We start from the raw sequence: 16,714 nt of genomic DNA, 5'->3' as shown, positions 1-16,714 counted from the left end.
GGACCATCGCGCGATGGTCGAGTGCGTACAGCTCTGGTGGGGCGACTCGCGCACGCCCGAACAGGCGCGAGAGCTGTCGCTGCTCCTGCCGAGGCTGTTCCTGCAGCACTTCGCGCGCACCAGCTCGGTCGTCGAGGACGCCTCCGGGATCCGCGCCTTCCTCGTGGGGTTCCACTCCGCCGACGTCGCGGACGAGGCGTACATCCACTTCGTGGGGGTCGACCCGCGGCTTCGAGGCACCGGCACGGCGCGTGACCTCTACGGCAGGTTCTTCGCGCAGGCGGCAGAGGCCGGCAGGCGGACGGTGCGGGCGATCACGTCACCGGCGAACACGGGATCCATCGCGTTCCACCGCGCGCTGGGTTTCGAGTTCGTACCGGGTGACCGGGAGGTCGACGGCGTCCCGGTGCACGGCGACTACGACGGCCCCGGACAGGACCGGGTCTGCTTCCGGCGGTTGCTCGACCCGGCCTGACGCACCGGGTTCAGGTCCGCGGTCCGGCGCCGGAGGCACGGCGTGCAGGTCGCTTCGCAACGAACGGCACCCTCGTCGACACCTGGTCCTACAGCCGTGCTTCGTGATCTGCGCGATGGGTGCCGTGGCGGGGCCGGAAGCGCCGGCCAGAAGCATGGTCATCGGTTGGGTGCACGGGCGGCCACATCCGGCCGTTCGTGCGCCCAACCGATGATCACCGCAGCTCCGAGGCATGGGAGGGTGATCACCCTCCGCAGGTCGGCCCCGCGGGCGGGCAACTGGCGATCACGGCGCCCGCACCGGTCGCCCCGCCTGGCGCCGGTAGTTCGGGCGGTCGGGTCGACATGGTCTGCGGCTGCGGTGCCAGAACCGCATCGGCGCGTCTCTGCGACCGCAGGCACCGATCGATCCTGCGGCACGGCCGGTCCTTCCCGAAGCCCTCTCCCCGCCACCCCACTCACCCGGGCGGCCCAAGGGGTGACCACCGGATCGCCGGCACACGACCGTCCGCCCATGATCGACGCTGCTGGTCGGGGCACGGTCCGCGGTGATCGATCTGGTCAGTACCTGGGCGCGGGCACTGCGACAGTGGCGTACTCGTCGGGCTGATCACGGCCTGATGATCGGTTCGAGCCGCGCGCGGACGCTGCCGCGACGACGGTCAGGTGCTTCCCGCAGCGATCACCTCCGCATCCGCCGGCCTGAATCGGCACCACGCTCTCCCCGACAGTGCGCACGCCAGACCGGCGATCACGACTCGCGTTATCACGATCCACTGCTGTGGTGCCAGCCTACGAAAGTGCCGTTCGTCGCGTTGGGGAAGCGCGGGCGCAACGTGGCGAAGCCCTTGTCGAGCAGCTCGCCGCGGTCGGCGCGGCCGTCCGTGCGCACCCATTCGGCCGCGACACTCTCGAGCACGGCGACGGCCGCGTTCGCCAGCAGGTCGGCGGCGAAGTCGTCGAGTGCGCCCGCCGACCGCTCGACGAGCACGTCGCGGGCCGCGTGCCGCCAGAGCTCGCGCTTCTGGTGCAGGCGGGCACGCAGGACGGGGGTCGACTCGATGAGCCGCTCGTGGGCCAGGGCCGTGGCCGATCTGTGGATCTCCTCCTGCCAGCGGCGCAGCACCTGGTGCAGGCACTCCCAGGGGGGCTCGTCCGCCGGCCGGGCCCGCAGATCGTCGACGACCCGCTCGACGAGCACCTCGGTGCCCGCGAAGACCGCGTCCTCCTTCGTCGGGAAGTAGCGGAAGAAGCTGCGCTTGGTCATGCCGACCGCTCGGGCGATGTCCTCGACCGTGGTCTCGTCGAACCCGCGCTCGGCGAACAGTGCGACGGCCGCGTCGGCGATCTCGGCGCGCACGGCGCGCCGGGTCCGGTCCCGCAACGTCTCGGCCATCACCTGAGGCTACTTCGCTACATCTGCTGTCTAAGTTGTCACTTGGTGTCGTAGTATGACTCCTGCTTCGAGAGAGGGAGGGAACATGCTGGACCGGACGGTTGTGATCACCGGGAGCACCGGCGGGATCGGCAAGGAGACCGCGCGCGGGCTCGCGCGCCTGGGTGCGCGCGTCGCGCTCGTGGGGCGCGACGCGCAGCGCGGGGCGGCGGCGGCTGAGGAGCTGCGCCGCGACACCGGCAACGACGCCGTCGACGCGCTCACCGCCGACGTCACGCGGCAGGCCGACCTGCGCCGCCTGGCCGACGAGGTGGGTGCCCGGTACGGCCGGCTGGACGTGCTGGTCAACAACGCCGCGATCGTGCGGGACCGCCGCGAGCTCACCGCGGACGGAGTCGAGGCGATGTTCGCGGCGAACGTCCTCGCGCCGTTCCTGCTCACCCACCTGCTGCTCCCGACGCTGCGCGCCGCGGGGCAGGCCCGGGTCGTGAACGTCACCGGCGCTGTGCCCAGGGGCCGGATCGATCTCGACAACCTCCAGGGGGAGCGTCGCTACCCCTGGTTCATCAACCAGACCAAGCGCGCGCTGATGGCGATGAGCTACGAGTTCGCGACGCGCGTCCCCGGCGACGAGGTGACGATCAACGTGGCGTACCCGGGCCACGCGTACACCGACATGAACCGCAACCTGTCGGCCGCCACGTTCCCCGTCCCGGCCCGGCCGCTCGTGCCCCTGCTGCGGCTCGTCCTGCCGATCGTCTACGGCGGCCGGGCGGTCGAGAAGGCCTCCCGGTCGAGCGTCCGGCTCGCGTCCGACCCCGCGCTGTCGGGCGTGCACCGCACGTACGTCGACACGAACGGCCGGCCCACCGCGTGGCCGCGCTGCGCCGTCGACGCGCGCAACCGGGAGGTGATCTGGGCGCTGTGCGCACGGCTGAGCGGGCTACCGGCGGCTGCACCCCGCCCTTAGGAGCGCCCTGAACAACTCGGGCCTACTGCGCGACGCCCGCTACGGCCGGAGTTGTTCAAGACCCTCCTGACCGACGGGAGTGTCGTTCGTCAGGCGGGGGGAGAGCCACGTGGTCGCCGGCTCGCCTGCCAGGTCGCGGAAGTCGCGGGACAGGTGGGCCTGGTCGGCGTAGCCCGCCTCCGCCGCGACCCGGGCCAGCGACGGGCGGTCCGGCGCGAGCAGCCGGTCGCAGGCGCCCTCGAAGCGGATCACCCGCGCCGCGGCCTTGAGCCCGAGCCCGGTCTCGGCCCGGAACTTCTCCGTGAGGTGCCGCCTGCTCCAGCCCACCTCGCGGGCGAGCTCCTCGACGCGCAGGGTGCCGCCGGTGTCGGTGAGCCGGTCCCACGCGTACCCCACCTCCGGCCGCACGCCGCGCTCACCGCGCCCGTGCGCCAGCAACGCCGTGAGCTCGGCGTCGAGCAGGGCGAACCGCTCCGGCCACCCGTCGGCGCCTGCCAGCCGGTCCAGGAGCGTGGCCGCCGGGCGGCCCAGCAGCGCGTCGAGGCCGACGGTGTCGCCGGCCAGCGCCCCGGCCGGCAGGCCCAGCAGTGCGCGGGCGCCGCGCCAGGTGAGCCGCAGCTGCACGCCGGTCTGCGGCTCGCCCTGGGCGATGCGCGCCGGCCCGTCGTGCAGGCCGCCGACCGCGGCCGTGAAGCTGCCCGGCGCCTTGCCCGGGTCGGCGTTGGCGAGGACGTCCACGCGGCCGTCGAGGCAGAGCAGGAACGTCAGGTGCGGAGAGGCCACCCCGTGGTGGACCGACGGCGGCGCGGCCTCCTGCCGGTAGCCGGTGTACGCGCTCACGTACGGCAGCAGCGGCGCCGCGGGCGTGCGCCAACAGGCGCGGATCGCGGGCTCGGCGACCTGGACGGCCATGTCCCGGAGGCTACGCGCGGACCCCGACGAGTTGCAGCAAAGCCACTTTCACGCGACGAGGTGGCATGAAAGTGGCTCTGCTGCAATCGGCGCGCCTCAGAGGTGCAGCAGCATTCGCACGTTGCCCAGCGTGTTGGGCTTCACGTGCGCCAGGTCCAGGAACTCCGCCACGCCGGTGTCGTAGGAGCGCAGCATCGCGGCGAAGACGTCGGGTTCCACGGGCGTGCCGTCGATCTCCACGAAGCCGTGCCTGCCGAAGAACTGCTTCTCGAACGTCAGCACGAACAGCCGCTGCAGCCCCAGCTCGCGCGCCCCGCCGACGAGCGCATCGACGAGGGCGTGCCCGACCCCGTGCCCGACGACGCGCGGGTGCACCGCGACCGTGCGGATCTCGCCGAGGTCCTCCCAGAGCACGTGCAGCGCCCCGCACCCGACGACCTCGCCGTCGAGCTCGGCCACGAGGAACTCCGGCACGGACTCGTAGAGCGTGATCATCTCCTTGGCCAGGAGAACCCGGCCCGCGTAGGCGTCCACGAGCTGCTTGATCGTCCCGACATCTGCGGTGCGCGCCCGCCGAACCGCCACCTCTTCCACGACCCGTCAGATTAGATCAACCCCGGCGGATACCCTGGTGCGCGTGCCCGAACCCGACGCTCCGCGACGTGCCGCCCTGCTCACCCTGGGCTGTGCCCGCAACGAGGTCGACTCGGAGGAGCTGGCCGGTCGGTTGACCGGCAGCGGGTGGGAGCTGGTCGACGCCGACTCCGGCAGTGCCGACGTGATCGTCGTCAACACCTGCGGCTTCGTCGAGCAGGCCAAGAAGGACTCCATCGACACCCTGCTGGCGGCGTCCGACGCGGCGGCGCCCCGTGGCGCGAAGGTCGTGGCGGTCGGCTGCCTCGCCGAGCGCTACGGCGCCGAGTTGGCCCAGAACCTGCCCGAGGCCGACGCCGTGCTCGGCTTCGACGACTACCCGGAGCTGGCCGAGCGGCTCGGCGACGTCCTCGGCGGGCACGCGCCCGCCGCCCACGTCCCGGTCGACCGGCGCACGCTGCTGCCGATCTCGCCCGTGGAGCGGCCGGCGGCCGCGAGCGACGTCGCGGTCCCCGGTCACGCCTGGGTGCCGAACCTCGCCCGCACGCGGCTGTCCGACGCGCCCGTCGCCCCGCTGAAGCTCGCTTCCGGCTGCGACCGGCGGTGCGCGTTCTGCGCGATCCCGTCGTTCCGCGGGGCGTTCGTGTCGCGGCCACCGGACGACGTCGTCGCCGAGGCGGCGTGGCTGGGCATGCACGGGGTGCGCGAGCTCGTGCTCGTCAGCGAGAACTCCACTTCCTACGGCAAGGACCTGCCCGGCGGCACCAGCGCGCTGGCACGGCTGCTGCCCCGGCTGACGCACGTACCGGGCATCGACCGGGTGCGGGTGTCCTACCTGCAGCCCGCCGAGCTGCGGCCCGACCTGCTGGAGGTCATTGCCACCACGCCGGGCCTCGCCCCGTACTTCGACCTGTCGTTCCAGCACGCGAGCCCCGCGGTACTGCGCCGGATGCGCCGGTTCGGCTCGCGGGAGGACTTCCTCGCGCTGTGCGAGCGCATCCGCGCGCTCAACCCCGAGGCCGGGATCCGCAGCAACGTCATCGTCGGCTTCCCCGGCGAGACGGAGGACGACGTCGCCGAGCTCGAGGCGTTTCTGACCGGCGCGCGGCTCGACGCCGTCGGGGTCTTCGGCTACTCCGACGAGGACGGCACCGAGGCCGCGGGTTACGAGGGCAAGCTCCCGCCCGAGGAGGTCGCCGCCCGCGTCGGACGGATCACCTCGCTCGTCGACGAGCTGATGGCGCAGCGGGCCGAGGACCGGGTCGGCACGGAGGTCACGGTGCTCGTCGAGGCCGCGGAGGACGAGGACTTCGAGTGCACCGGGCGCGCCGACCACCAGGCGCCCGAGGTCGACGGCGAGTGTGTGATCGAGCGCGGCTCCGGGCTCGAACCCGGGGAGATGGTGCGGGCCGTCGTCGTCGGCACCGAGGGCACCGACCTCCTCGTCTCGCCCCGGGAGACGCTGCCCTCCAGCGTGCTCGCCGCGTCCGGATCAGGCCGGGGGGCGGGGTGAGCTCAGCCCCGGCGAACCCGCCACCGCTGCTGAACATCGCGAACGTCCTCACCGGTGTCCGGCTGCTGCTGGTGCCGGTGTTCCTCGTCGTGCTGTTCGTCGAGGACGGCGGTGACACCGGCTGGCGCCTCGCGGCCACCGGCGTGTTCGTGCTGGCGGCGATCACCGACCGGTTCGACGGGGAGCTGGCCCGCAGCCGCGGTCTCGTCACGGCGTTCGGCACGATCGCCGACCCGATCGCGGACAAGGCGCTCACCGGGGCGGCGCTCATCGGGCTCTCGGTGCTGGCCGAGATCCCGTGGTGGGTCACGATCGTGATCATGGGCCGGGAGCTGGGCATCACCGTGCTGCGGTTCTGGGTGCTGCGGCACGGGATCATCCCGGCGAGCCGGGGCGGCAAGGTGAAGACCCTGTGCCAGGCGGTGGCCATCGGGCTGTTCCTGCTGCCGCTGCCGGAGCTGCTCAGCATCGCGGGGCCGGTCCAGGTCGCGCGCTGGACGGTGCTGGGGCTCGCCATCGCCCTGACCGTCCTCACCGGGCTCGACTACGTGCTGAGGGCCGTACGGCTGCGGGCCGCGGCCGCGGCCACCGTGCCCGACACGGGCTGACGGGAGCCCTTCCGTCTCCGTGTTCGCCGTGGGCGTACGGGACGGGTCGCGTTGCGCGGCGACGTGGCGGCCCGCGAGTCGGTACCGTGATCTCATCGGCCGCGGTGTTCGGGCGTGCCGGCGGACGAGCGAGGAGGGTCGCATGGCGGTGCTGATGCGGGAGGCGATCGGCGGCAGCCTGCGACGGGTGCGCACGGCGCGCCGACGCACCCTGCGGGACGTGTCGCGCCGTGCCCGGGTGAGCCTGGGGTACCTCTCCGAGGTGGAGCGCGGCCGCAAGGAGCCCTCCAGCGAGCTGCTCGCCGCCATCTGCGAGGCGCTCGAGATCGCGCTGAGCGACCTGCTCGCCGAGGCTGCGGAGGCGATCGCGGCCGAGGCGGTCACGGCCGAGGCCGCGCGCCTGCGCCGTCCGGTGGGCCTGCGGCAGATGGACCTGCGCCTGGCGTCCGGCTCGGACGAGCCGATCCCGGCGATGTCCCCGGTCGCACCGGTCGCGCCGCGCCCGGTGTCGCCGCAGCCCAGGAGCCCGCAGCCGGTGGCCCTGGCATCCGTCCGCGCCGCGTAGCGCCCATCCCGTTGCCGCACGTTGGAGCCCTACTGCTGGTTTTCGAGCCCGAGAACAGCAGTAGGGCTCCAACGTGCGGTGATGGGCGGCGCGCACTCGGGGTCGGGCCGGTAGCCTGAGGTCCGGGTTGCCCCCACGGTGACCTCCGGATGATCCCCGATATCGTCGCGGATCGGTGGAAGCCGGGCCTCGTCGGTGCCACGATGGGGCACAGTGCGGTCCGGCAAGCAGGCCGGGCAGCCGGAACGGACGGATAGGCAGCGGCGAGCGCGTCGCACTCGGAGGGCGGAGCAGATGGCCAACGGTTTCACGAAGGCCTGGAAGTACCTGATGGCGCTGTTCTCGTCCAAGGTCGACGAGTACGCCGACCCGAAGGTGCAGATCCAGCAGGCTATCGAGGACGCCCAGCGTCAGCACCAGTCGCTGTCCCAGCAGGCCGCCGCGGTGATCGGCAACCAGCGCCAGCTCGAGATGAAGCTCAATCGCCAGCTCGGTGAGATCGAGAAGCTGCAGGCCTCCGCACGGCAGGCGCTCGTGCTCGCCGACCAGGCACGCGCCGCGGGCGACGAGGCCACGGCGCAGCAGCGTGAGCAGGCCGCGCAGGCGTTCGCCAGCCAGCTGGTCACATCCGAGCAGTCCGTCGAGGACCTCAAGACGCTGCACGACCAGTCGATCCAGGCGGCTGCGCAGGCCAAGCAGGCCGTCGAGCGCAACTCGATGATGCTGCAGCAGAAGATCGCGGAGCGCACCAAGCTGCTCAGCCAGCTGGAGCAGGCGAAGATGCAGGAGCAGGCCTCCGCCTCGCTCCGGCAGATGACGGAGCTCGCCGCGCCGGGCAACACCCCGTCGCTGGAGGAGGTCCGCGACAAGATCGAGCGCCGCTACGCCAACGCCATCGGGTCGGCCGAGCTGGCGCAGAACTCGGTGCAGGGCCGCATGCTCGAGGTCCAGCAGTCCACGGCCGACATGGCCGGGGCGAGCCGCCTCGAGCAGATCCGCGCCTCGCTGCATGGCGGCTCCGTGGCCGGGGAGGTCACCTCCGGCGACCCCGCCGCCGCGCCCACCCAGCTGAACAAGCAGCAGCAGCCCGGCACCGCCTGAGCCACCGCGTGTCCCGACGCCGCCCGCCCCACCTCGGGGCCGGGCGGCGTCGGCGTCTGCGGCAGGAGGGGCGCCCGCGACCCCCCAAGCGCGACACACGTGCATCCAGACCCCGACTCGCGTGCATTCAGACCCCGACTCGCGGAGGGGGTGGGTGCACCCCCTCCCGCGAGTCGGGGTCTGCGTGTGGACGTGTCGCGCTCGGGGCGGTTACGCGGCGAGGCCGTGCCCGTCCGCGGGCACCGGGTAGGCCGGGAGGTCGAGCTCCGTGGCGATCGACTTCGTGCCCGCCACGAGCAGCCGCTGCACCACCCTGGTCCGCAGCAGGGCGTTGCGCAGCCACAACCGCGCGGCCGTGGACGGCGCGAGGAACTCGCCGGGGGCGGCACCGCGCTGCCAGCGCCCGGTGTAGGCGCGCAGGCGCCGCTCGTAGGCGGCGAACGCCGTGCGGTGGTCGCCCTGCGCGACGGCGAGCTCCCCGGCCAGCACGTAGGAGCCGACGACGGCGGCACCCACACCCATGCCGCCGAGCGTGACGCCCCCGGCCGCGTCCCCGAGCAGCGCGACGCGCCCGGTGGACCACTGCGGAACGCTCACCCGGCTGATCGAGTCGAAGTACAGCTCCGGTGCCGCCGGCAGCGTGTCGAGCAGTTGTGGCACGAGCCAGCGCCCGCCGGTGAACGCGCCTGCGACGAGCTCCTTCTGGTGGTCGATGTCGGTGGGGTCGTACTCGAGGCGGGGTGAGGCGAAGACGAGGAACGCACCGGCGCGGTCGGGGTCCCGGTCGTCGCGGGAGACGCTCGCCATCCGTCCGGGCACGTTGTACTGCTGCGGTGTGGTGGGCAGGCGTGGGCCGCCCACGGCGGCGGCCGGCAGGTCCCAGCCTGCGAGGTGGTAGCCCAGGTGCCGCGCGTAGCGCGACTCGTCGCCGAAGGCGAGTCGCCGCACGCCCGAGTGCAGCCCGTCGGCACCGATGACGAGGTCGACGGTGCGGGTGGCACCCCGCGCGAGCTCGACGTACACGCCGTCGGCGGTCTGCGTCAGAGCGGCGACGGCGTTGCCGAACAGGTACTCCGCACGATCGGCGCTGCGGTCGTGGAGCACCCGGGACAGGTCCCGGCGCCGCACCTCGACGTCGCCACCGGCGAACTCGGCCGGTAGCCCGAAGATCTCCCGCCCGTGCTCGTCGACGCAGCTCGAGGCGCCGCCGTGCGTCTGGAGGGAGCGCAGCTCGTCGAGGACACCCATCGCCGCGAGGACGCCGAGGTGGGTCGGGCCGCGGAAGTCGACGGCGAATCCGCTGGTGCGCAGCGCGGGGGCGTTCTCGACCACGGTGGTCGTGGCGCCGTACCGCGCGAGCCAGAAGGCCAGGGAGGGGCCGGCGACGCCGGCGCCGGAGACGAGGACGCGCAGACCGTGCAGCGGGAGGGGGTTCATCAGGGCCGTCCTCGGATCGAAACTGTGTCTGAAGGACACAGTATATGATGGACGCAGTGAGCTCCCCGGACCACGACCGGGCCACCGCACTGCTGTGGGGCGAGCGCCCCGCGCCCACCCGCGGTCCCCGGCCGACCCTGACGCTCGACGCGATCGCGCAGGCCGCGATCGCCATCGCCGATGCCCAGGGCCTCGCCGCGGTGACCATGCAGCACGTCGCGAGCGCGCTCGGCGTCACCAAGATGGCGCTCTACCGGTACGTGCCCGGCAAGGTCGAGCTCGTCGCGCTCATGACCGACACGGCCATCGGCGAGCCGCCGCGCCTCGACGCAGTCGGCGGCTGGCGACCCCGGCTCGAGGGATGGGCCCGGCAGCTGTTCGACCGGTTCCGGCAGCACCCGTGGACGCTCGGGACCACCGTGGGCGCCCGCGCGCTGGGGCCGCACGAGCTGGGCTGGATGGAGCAGGCCGTCGCCGCCCTCAGCGGCACGCGGCTGGACGGCGGCGAGGTGCTCGACGTGGCCGTGACCCTCGTCGGGCACGTCCGCTCCATCGCGCAGCAGGCCGCCGCGACGGCCGGCCCCCCGGAGGCGGCCATGGACGCAGCGCTCGGTGCACTCGTCCGCGGCCGTGAGGATCGTTTCCCCGCGCTGACGGCCGCCCTCGGGTCGGTCGCCGCGCACGGCACCCAGGACCAGGCCCTCGACGTCGGTCTGCGCCTCATCCTCGACGGCGCCGACCTGTTGATCAGCACCCGCTCCGGGGGCTGACGCCGGCGAGCTACGCCGCGGCGCGCGTGCCCCTCGCCGGGACGAACAGCATCGCGAGCGCCCCGAGCAGCGCGGGCACGGCGAACGCGTAGAAGTTCACCTCGATGCCCCAGCCGGACGCGAGCACGGCGCCGCCGTACAGGGGGCCGAGGATGGCGCCGAGCCTGCCGACGCCCAGCGCCCAACCGAGCCCGGTGGCCCGCATGTCCACCGGGTAGAAGGCCGCGGTGTAGGCGTTGACGAGGATCGTCGTGCCGATCGTGCACGCCCCTGCGATCCCGACCAGCACGAACAGCAGCGGCGCCGGCAGCGGCACGCTGAGCAGGAAGATGCACAGCGCCGCGACGAGGAACATCCCCACGGTCACCGGCTTGGAGCCGACGCGGTCGGCGAGCGCGCCGAGCAGCGGGGTGCCCAGGATCGCGCCCAGGTTCAGCACGAGCAGGAACGCCAGCGCCGACCCCAGCGGGTAGCCGGCCTCGCGCATGATCTGCGCGAGCCAGGTGTTCAGCCCGTACACGAGCAGCAGGCCGACGCCGGTGCCGAGCCAGAACATCAGCGTGCCCAGGACCAGCGACGGCGCGACGAGACGCTTCACCGTGGTGGCAGCGCCGGTAGACCCGGCAGGCACCGCCGGTTGCTCGAGCGTCAGGCCGAACCGCTCTGCCAGTGCGCGGGCCTCGGCCTCCCGGCCGCGCGCGAGCAGGTAGCCCGCCGACTCCGGCAGCAGGCGCCAGGCCACCGGCAACAGCAGCGCGCCGAGTGCGGCACCGATCCAGAACATCGCGCGCCACCCGAGGTCCGGGATGACCATGATCGCGACGAGCGCCGCGGCGATCCCGCCGATCGAGTAGCCGGAGAACATCACCGCGTTCGTGGTGCTGCGGTGGCGCGGGTGGGCGTACTCGATGGTGAGCGCGATCGCCGTCGGGACCACACCGCCGAGCCCGAGCCCCGCCACGAACCGGGCCGCGGCGAACAGCTCCACCGTCGGTGAGGCGGCGGCGAGCGCCATCGCCACGGAGAACCACGCGATGCAGCCCAGCATGATGCGTCGCCTGCCGACGATGTCGGTGATGGTGCCGACCACCATCGCGCCGATCAGCATGCCGACCAGCGCGTACGAGCCGATGCGCCCGGCCTCGGGTGTGGTCAGCGTCCACTCGGCCGAGCCGTCGACCAGCGTGGGCACGACCGTGCCGTAGACGATGAGGTCGTAGCCGTCGATCACGATCGTGACGCAGCAGAGTGCGACGACGAGGAACCGTGACGACGTGCGACCCGGGGTGTCGGTGCTCACCGCCCCATCCTCGCCGGAGCGGGACCCGGCTGGCAGGTGGGGCACCAGTAGGCGATGCGGGCGTAGATGCCGTCGCCCTGCTCCGCCGTGCGGATCCGGGTGCCGCAGCGGCGGCAGCGCTGCCCGCCGCGCTCGAACACCCAGTGCTGACGGCCGCGGGCCAGCTCGCCGGTGGTGGACTGCTGCGGGCGGTCGGCGTTGCGCAGGAGCAGCTCGCGCGACAGCGTGATCGCGGCGTCGGGGTCGGGGACGTCGCGCACGAGCGTCCACGGGGAGAGCCCGAGCAGGAAGCACACCTCGGCCCTGTAGAGGTTGCCCACGCCCGCCATCACCCGCTGCTCCAGCAGCACCAGCCCCAGCTCGGACGCTCCGCGTGCGGTGAAGCGACGCAGCGCCTCCGCGGCGTGCGTGTCGTCCCACGCGGGGTCGAGCAGGTCGGGGCCCAGGTGCCCGACGAGCCGGTCCTCCTCGGGCGTGGGCAGCAGTTCCAGGTCGTGCAGCGCGAACCCGACGGCGGTGCGCGTGGCCGTCTCCAGCACTGCGCGGGCCTGGTGGGCCGGGCGCTGCCAGGCCATGCCGGGCCGGTAGAGGTGCCACGAGCCGTCCATGCGCAGGTGGCTGTGCAGGCTCTGCCCGTCGTCGAAGCGGGTGAACAGGTGCTTGCCGACCGACGCGACGTCGAGCACGGTGCGGCCCGCGAGATCGTGCTCGACGAGGCGCGGGTGCCGCAGCTCGCCGCGCACGAGCACCTGCCCGGCGAGCGCGGCGCGTAGCCGGCGTGCGGTCAGGTGGACGGTGTCGCCCTCGGGCACCGCTCGACCGTATCGCGCGATCCACCGATCGGTGGATCGCGCTCCGACGCGACGGTCGATCCGCGCGGCCCGGCGCGGCAGCACGATCGGTGCCATGCCCGTCATCGAGGTGGACCGCCTGCACAAGCGCTACGGCACGCAGGTCGCGGTCCAGGACGTCTCGTTCGTGGTCGAGGAGGGGGAGATCTTCGGGATCCTCGGCCCGAACGGCGCAGGGAAGACGACCACCGTGGAGTGCATCGAGGGGTTGCGCTCCCCGGACGGCGGCTCCCTCTCGGTGCTCGGGCTGGACCCGCGACGCGACCGCGACCGGCTGCGCGAGGTGCTGGGCATCCAGCTGCAGGCCGGTGAGCTGCCGGACAAGCTGCGGGTCGGGGAGGCCGTGCGGCTGTTCGCGTCGTTCTACCCGGCGCCCGCCGACGGCGACGAGCTCGTGGACCGGTGGGGCCTGCGTCCGGCGTGGCGGACGCCGTTCCGGGCGCTGTCGGGCGGGCAGAAGCAGCGGCTGTCGATCGTGCTGTCGCTCATCGGGAACCCGCGGATCGCGATCCTGGACGAGCTGACCACGGGGCTGGACCCGCAGGGGCGCCGCGACACCTGGACGGCGATCGAGCAGATCCGCGACAGTGGCGTGACCGTCGTGCTGGTGACCCACTTCATGGAGGAGGCCGAACGGCTCTGCGACCGGATCGCCGTCATCGACGCCGGGCGGGTGGTCGCGCTCGACACCCCCACCGGGCTGGTGCAGGGGATGGGCGGCGGGCAGCGACTGCGGTTCCGGGCGTCCGTGCCGTTCGAGGACGAGCTGCTCACGGCGCTCCCCGAGGTGGACGCGCTACGCCGCACGGGCCAGACCGTGGAGGTGACCGGCAGCGGCGAGTTGCTCCACGCCGTCACCTCCGTGCTCGCGCGCCACCAGGTCGTCGTGGTCGACCTGCGGATGGACCGGCCCGGGCTCGAGGACGCGTTCGTCGCCCTGACCGGTCACGCGGTCGCAGCGTGAGGCCCGCCGTGCGCGCCCTCACCGCACTCGCGCGGACCGAGACCACGCTGTTCCTGCGCGACCCGACGGGCGTGCTGATCGGGGTGTTCATGCCCACCGCGATCCTCGTCGCGCTCGGCTCCGTCCCGGCGCTGCGCGAGCCGTCCGCGACGTTCGGCGGCCTGCGGTTCGTCGACTACTTCGCCCCGCCGCTGCTGGCCGTCAGCATCGCGGTGCTGGGCCTGCAGTCGCTGCCGATCGGGCTCGTGACCTACCGCGAGAAGGGCGTGCTGCGCCGGATGTCGGCCACACCGCTGCGGCCGTGGGCGGTGCTGCTCGTGCAGCTGCTGGTGAACCTGGGGACGGTGGCCGTCGCCACTGGGCTGATGGTCGCGGTGGCCGTGCTCGGGCTGGGCGTGCCGTTCCCGCGCCACCCGCTCGGCTTCGCGGTGACGTTCGTGGTCGGCACCTCGGCCGTGTTCGCGATCGGCCTGCTGATCGCGGCGCTGGTGCCCCGCGCGAAGCTCGCCAACGGGATCGGCACGATCGGGTTCATGGCGCTGCTGTTCTTCGGCGGGGTCTACCTGCCGAAGTTCCTGCTGCCCGAGGTGGTCGTGCGGATCGGCGAGTTCGTGCCGCCGGGCATCGAGGCGTTCGCCGACTCGTGGACGGGGGAGGGGCCCGTCCCGTTGCAGCTGGCCGTGCTGGCGGCGATCGCCGTGGTGACGACCGGTGTGGCGGCTAGGTTGTTCCGGTGGGAGTAGGTGCCTGCGGTGCCGCGACCGCTCGGCCGGGGGACCGCGAGCGGCGGCTCGACGCGGTCGAGCGCCGCGTCGACACCGCCGTGGACCGGTACTCGCCCTACGTCGGCCTGGTCATCGGCCTCGCGCTGAGCCCGCCGTTCCTCGCCGACGGGGCGACGTGGGCGTGGGTGGTCGTCGGCGTGCTGGTGCCCGTGACCGCCGCGTGGTGCGCGGTGTTCGTGACGACGGGGTGGGTGCGCCCGGAGCGGCCCGCGGCCGGCGCCGTCTACGTGGGCGGCCTGCTCGTGCTGATGGCCCCGCTGGTCTACGCGTCGCCGATATTCGCGTTCCAGGTGATCGCCGTGTACCTGCACTCCTTCGCCTACCTGCACGGCCGGTGGCGCTTCGTCGGCGTCGCACTCGGCGCCACCCTCGTGGCGTACGCTCAGGTCGGCGGCCGGTTCGCGGATTTCACGCCCGGCCTGGGCATCGCCCTGGGCGTGCTCGTCGTCGCCAACGCGCTCTTCGGCGGCGGGGCCACCTACTTCGGTGTGTTCACCTCGGAGCAGAGCGCGCGCCGCCGCCAGGTGATCGAGGAGCTCAACGAGGCCAACCAGCGGCTGTCGGAGACCCTCGACGAGAACGCCCGCCTGCACGCGCAGCTGCTCGCCCAGGCGCGCGAAGCAGGCATCCTCGACGAGCGGGCGCGGCTCGCGCGCGAGATCCACGACACGATCGCGCAGGGCCTCACCGGCATCGTCACCCAGCTCGAGGCCGCCGGCGCCGCCGACGACGAAGCGACCGTGCGGCGCCGCCACCTCGACACCGCTCGTGCGCTGGCCCGGGAGAGCCTCACCGAGGCCCGCCGCTCGGTCGACGCCCTGGCGCCGGGGCAGCTCGCCACCGCGCAGCTGCCGGACGCCATCGCGGAGATGGCGAAGGCGTGGGCCGAGACCGCGGGCGTCGAACTGACCGTCGACACCACCGGCGACCCCCGCCCGCTGCTGCCGGAGCTGGAGGTCGCGCTGTTCCGGGTGGCCCAGGAGGCGCTGGCCAACGTCGGCAAGCATGCCGGCGCCGGGCGCGTCGGGCTCACCCTGTCCTACATGGACGACGTCGTGGTGCTCGACGTGCGCGACGACGGGTGCGGTTTCGCCGTCCCCCGCGAGACGCCGCGGGCGGACGGCTCCGGGTTCGGGCTGGTGGCGATGGAGCAACGGGTGCGGCGCGTGTCGGGCACGGTGACCGTGGAGAGCGCGCCGGGCGAGGGTGCGGCGCTGAGTGCGAGCGTGCCGGCGATCCCGGCGGAGGTCAGGTGATGGACCGGATCCGGGTGCTGATCGTGGATGACCACCCCGTCGTGCGCGACGGGCTGCGCGGTGTCCTCGACGGCGAGGCCGACATGCAGGTGGTCGGCGAGGCGGGCCACGGCGCGGAGGCGCTGGCGCGGGTGCGGGACGCCCGCGTCGACGTGGTGCTGATGGACCTGCGGATGCCCGTGATGGGCGGCGTCGAGGCGATCCGGGAGCTGCGGCGCATCGCGCCCGAGGTCCGGGTGCTCGTGCTCACCACCTACGACACCGATCGTGACGTGCTGCCGGCGATCGAGGCGGGTGCCACGGGCTACCTGCTCAAGGACACGGCGCGCGACGAGCTGCTGCGCGCGGTGCGGGCCGCGCACGAGGGCGAGGCGGTGCTGTCGCCCGCGGTGGCGGGCCGGCTGATGGGGCAGGTCCGCGCGCCCGTGCAGGACGCGCTGAGCGCGCGCGAGCTGGAGGTGCTGAGGCTCGTCGCGGCCGGGTGGACCAACCGCGAGACCGCCAAGCGGCTGTTCATCAGCGAGGCCACGGTCAAGACCCACCTGCTGCACGTCTACGCCAAGCTCGAGGTGCGTGACCGGGCCTCCGCGGTGGCGGCCGGCTACCAGCGCGGCCTCTTGACGACCTAGGAGTGCCCTGAACAACTCGGGCCTACTGCGCGACGCCCAGGCGGCGCCCTCGCCGCGTTGGACGGTCGAGCCGATACAACAGCGGTATCGGCTCGACCGTCCGCCTAGGTATCACCCATTTGTTCTACATCTGGCCAGGACCTCATGCTTGCCGAGCGGGCACAAGGGCGATTGCCCGGATAGCCCGCCTTCGCGCCGCAGCGCCGGTCACCTTGCCGTACGCCCGCTCCCACCGGGACGCCTGCGGAGCCCGACCGGTCAGCTGACGGCGGCCAGCAGGCTGACCAGCGTCGGCACGGCCATCAGAACTGCCCCCACCGACCAGGAGCAGGGCCCAGAGTTGCAACTTCACCGTGCTCACCGCGATCGAACGGGCCAAGTCACGGATTCCCTCGTCGGCAGCGCGCAGCTCGATCGCGTGGCCGTCGACCTGCGCGGTGACCTCGTCGGGCCCTTCACGAACCGGACGCGGTCGCTCGATGCCTGGTTCTCGATGTTGCGCACGCGGTGCACGAGGAGCCGCACCTGCTCCTCGATGGGCAGACCCGTGTCGATATCCGGTCCAGACACGACTCCTGTCGCGTTGAAA

The 16,714-nt window shown here is 73.2% G+C and carries 17 protein-coding genes; 11 read left to right on the top strand and 6 right to left on the bottom strand.

What is annotated here, in order from left to right:
* The first annotated feature begins 13 nt into the window (after positions 1-13).
* Complete coding sequence (locus CFP66_RS17255; RefSeq protein WP_198961505.1) at positions 14-475, top strand: GNAT family N-acetyltransferase; 462 nt, start codon at positions 14-16, stop codon at positions 473-475.
* Between the two features lie 765 nt (positions 476-1,240).
* Here CFP66_RS17255 and CFP66_RS17250 read toward each other — a convergent pair.
* Entirely contained in the window at positions 1,241-1,870 is a 630-nt protein-coding gene (locus CFP66_RS17250) for a TetR family transcriptional regulator (RefSeq protein ID WP_233159495.1), read from the bottom strand.
* A gap of 85 nt (positions 1,871-1,955) precedes the next feature.
* Here CFP66_RS17250 and CFP66_RS17245 point away from each other — a divergent pair, with 85 nt between their 5' ends.
* Positions 1,956-2,840 (top strand): SDR family NAD(P)-dependent oxidoreductase, encoded by an 885-nt coding sequence (locus CFP66_RS17245; RefSeq protein WP_094925240.1) that lies wholly within the window; start codon positions 1,956-1,958, stop codon positions 2,838-2,840.
* Between the two features lie 39 nt (positions 2,841-2,879).
* Here CFP66_RS17245 and CFP66_RS17240 read toward each other — a convergent pair whose 3' ends face one another.
* The gene (locus CFP66_RS17240; protein WP_094925238.1) at positions 2,880-3,752 is read right to left on the bottom strand and encodes an AraC family transcriptional regulator; all 873 of its coding nucleotides are present in this window, start codon (positions 3,750-3,752) and stop codon (positions 2,880-2,882) included.
* Between the two features lie 96 nt (positions 3,753-3,848).
* On the bottom strand, positions 3,849-4,346 hold the full coding sequence (locus CFP66_RS17235) for an amino-acid N-acetyltransferase (RefSeq protein WP_094925236.1): 498 nt from the start codon (positions 4,344-4,346) through the stop codon (positions 3,849-3,851).
* A 43-nt stretch (positions 4,347-4,389) separates the two neighbouring features.
* On the opposite strand from CFP66_RS17235, the gene rimO reads away from it, so the two are divergent.
* The 4 genes from rimO (at position 4,390) to CFP66_RS17215 (ending at position 8,133) form a co-directional block, all read left to right on the top strand.
* Positions 4,390-5,859 carry a 30S ribosomal protein S12 methylthiotransferase RimO gene (gene rimO, locus CFP66_RS17230; protein WP_369805085.1) on the top strand — a complete coding sequence of 490 codons (1,470 nt, stop codon included), beginning with the start codon at positions 4,390-4,392 and terminating at the stop codon, positions 5,857-5,859.
* Positions 5,856-6,467 carry a CDP-diacylglycerol--glycerol-3-phosphate 3-phosphatidyltransferase gene (pgsA, locus tag CFP66_RS17225; RefSeq protein WP_369805083.1) on the top strand — a complete coding sequence of 204 codons (612 nt, stop codon included), beginning with the start codon at positions 5,856-5,858 and terminating at the stop codon, positions 6,465-6,467. Before rimO ends, pgsA begins: the two co-directional genes overlap by 4 nt.
* A gap of 142 nt (positions 6,468-6,609) precedes the next feature.
* A complete protein-coding gene (locus tag CFP66_RS17220; protein WP_094925232.1) occupies positions 6,610-7,032 on the top strand; it encodes a helix-turn-helix domain-containing protein in 423 nt (140 codons plus the stop codon).
* Between the two features lie 294 nt (positions 7,033-7,326).
* Positions 7,327-8,133 carry a PspA/IM30 family protein gene (locus CFP66_RS17215; RefSeq protein ID WP_094925230.1) on the top strand — a complete coding sequence of 269 codons (807 nt, stop codon included), beginning with the start codon at positions 7,327-7,329 and terminating at the stop codon, positions 8,131-8,133.
* 210 nt (positions 8,134-8,343) lie between these two features.
* Here the strand turns inward: CFP66_RS17215 and CFP66_RS17210 are convergent, their stop codons facing one another.
* Entirely contained in the window at positions 8,344-9,570 is a 1,227-nt protein-coding gene (locus tag CFP66_RS17210) for an FAD-dependent monooxygenase (protein ID WP_094925228.1), read from the bottom strand.
* A 47-nt stretch (positions 9,571-9,617) separates the two neighbouring features.
* Here CFP66_RS17210 and CFP66_RS17205 point away from each other — a divergent pair, with 47 nt between their 5' ends.
* On the top strand, positions 9,618-10,340 hold the full coding sequence (locus CFP66_RS17205) for a TetR/AcrR family transcriptional regulator (protein ID WP_233159514.1): 723 nt from the start codon (positions 9,618-9,620) through the stop codon (positions 10,338-10,340).
* Positions 10,341-10,350: 10 nt separating this feature from the next.
* Here CFP66_RS17205 and CFP66_RS17200 read toward each other — a convergent pair whose 3' ends face one another.
* Entirely contained in the window at positions 10,351-11,640 is a 1,290-nt protein-coding gene (locus CFP66_RS17200; protein ID WP_094925224.1) for an aromatic acid/H+ symport family MFS transporter, read from the bottom strand.
* Positions 11,637-12,452, bottom strand: a complete 816-nt coding sequence (locus CFP66_RS17195) for an Fpg/Nei family DNA glycosylase (RefSeq protein WP_198961504.1) — start codon at positions 12,450-12,452, stop codon at positions 11,637-11,639. The genes CFP66_RS17200 and CFP66_RS17195 overlap by 4 nt, the downstream gene beginning before the upstream one ends.
* 94 nt (positions 12,453-12,546) lie before the next feature.
* Here CFP66_RS17195 and CFP66_RS17190 point away from each other — a divergent pair, with 94 nt between their 5' ends.
* The 4 genes from CFP66_RS17190 to CFP66_RS17175 are packed head-to-tail and all read left to right on the top strand — an operon-like array spanning position 12,547 to position 16,125.
* Positions 12,547-13,455: an ABC transporter ATP-binding protein gene (locus tag CFP66_RS17190; protein ID WP_094925220.1), complete on the top strand. Its 909-nt coding sequence runs from the start codon at positions 12,547-12,549 to the stop codon at positions 13,453-13,455.
* A complete protein-coding gene (locus CFP66_RS17185) occupies positions 13,452-14,198 on the top strand; it encodes an ABC transporter permease (protein WP_233159494.1) in 747 nt (248 codons plus the stop codon). Before CFP66_RS17190 ends, CFP66_RS17185 begins: the two co-directional genes overlap by 4 nt.
* Positions 14,189-15,496, top strand: coding sequence for a sensor histidine kinase (locus CFP66_RS17180; RefSeq protein WP_094925218.1), 1,308 nt, complete (start codon positions 14,189-14,191; stop codon positions 15,494-15,496). Before CFP66_RS17185 ends, CFP66_RS17180 begins: the two co-directional genes overlap by 10 nt.
* Entirely contained in the window at positions 15,496-16,125 is a 630-nt protein-coding gene (locus CFP66_RS17175) for a response regulator transcription factor (protein WP_094925216.1), read from the top strand. The genes CFP66_RS17180 and CFP66_RS17175 overlap by 1 nt, the downstream gene beginning before the upstream one ends.
* The last annotated feature ends 589 nt before the right edge of the window (positions 16,126-16,714 follow it).

The organism is Pseudonocardia sp. MH-G8 (assembly GCF_002262885.1).
Taxonomy (GTDB): Bacteria; Actinomycetota; Actinomycetes; order Mycobacteriales; family Pseudonocardiaceae; genus Pseudonocardia.
Note: the sequence above shows the minus strand (reverse complement) of the source record. Positions and strands in the feature narration are given on the sequence as shown.

Excerpts from the sequence above, each read along its gene's own strand:
- CFP66_RS17255 (WP_198961505.1), top strand. The coding sequence starts at position 14 with ATGGTCGAGTGCGTACAGCTCTGGTGGGGCGACTCGCGCACGCCCGAA.
- CFP66_RS17250 (WP_233159495.1), bottom strand. The coding sequence starts at position 1,870 with ATGGCCGAGACGTTGCGGGACCGGACCCGGCGCGCCGTGCGCGCCGAG.
- CFP66_RS17245 (WP_094925240.1), top strand. The coding sequence starts at position 1,956 with ATGCTGGACCGGACGGTTGTGATCACCGGGAGCACCGGCGGGATCGGC.
- CFP66_RS17240 (WP_094925238.1), bottom strand. The coding sequence starts at position 3,752 with ATGGCCGTCCAGGTCGCCGAGCCCGCGATCCGCGCCTGTTGGCGCACG.
- CFP66_RS17220 (WP_094925232.1), top strand. The coding sequence starts at position 6,610 with ATGGCGGTGCTGATGCGGGAGGCGATCGGCGGCAGCCTGCGACGGGTG.
- CFP66_RS17215 (WP_094925230.1), top strand. The coding sequence starts at position 7,327 with ATGGCCAACGGTTTCACGAAGGCCTGGAAGTACCTGATGGCGCTGTTC.
- CFP66_RS17210 (WP_094925228.1), bottom strand. The coding sequence starts at position 9,570 with ATGAACCCCCTCCCGCTGCACGGTCTGCGCGTCCTCGTCTCCGGCGCC.
- CFP66_RS17205 (WP_233159514.1), top strand. The coding sequence starts at position 9,618 with ATGGACGCAGTGAGCTCCCCGGACCACGACCGGGCCACCGCACTGCTG.
- CFP66_RS17190 (WP_094925220.1), top strand. The coding sequence starts at position 12,547 with ATGCCCGTCATCGAGGTGGACCGCCTGCACAAGCGCTACGGCACGCAG.
- CFP66_RS17175 (WP_094925216.1), top strand. The coding sequence starts at position 15,496 with ATGGACCGGATCCGGGTGCTGATCGTGGATGACCACCCCGTCGTGCGC.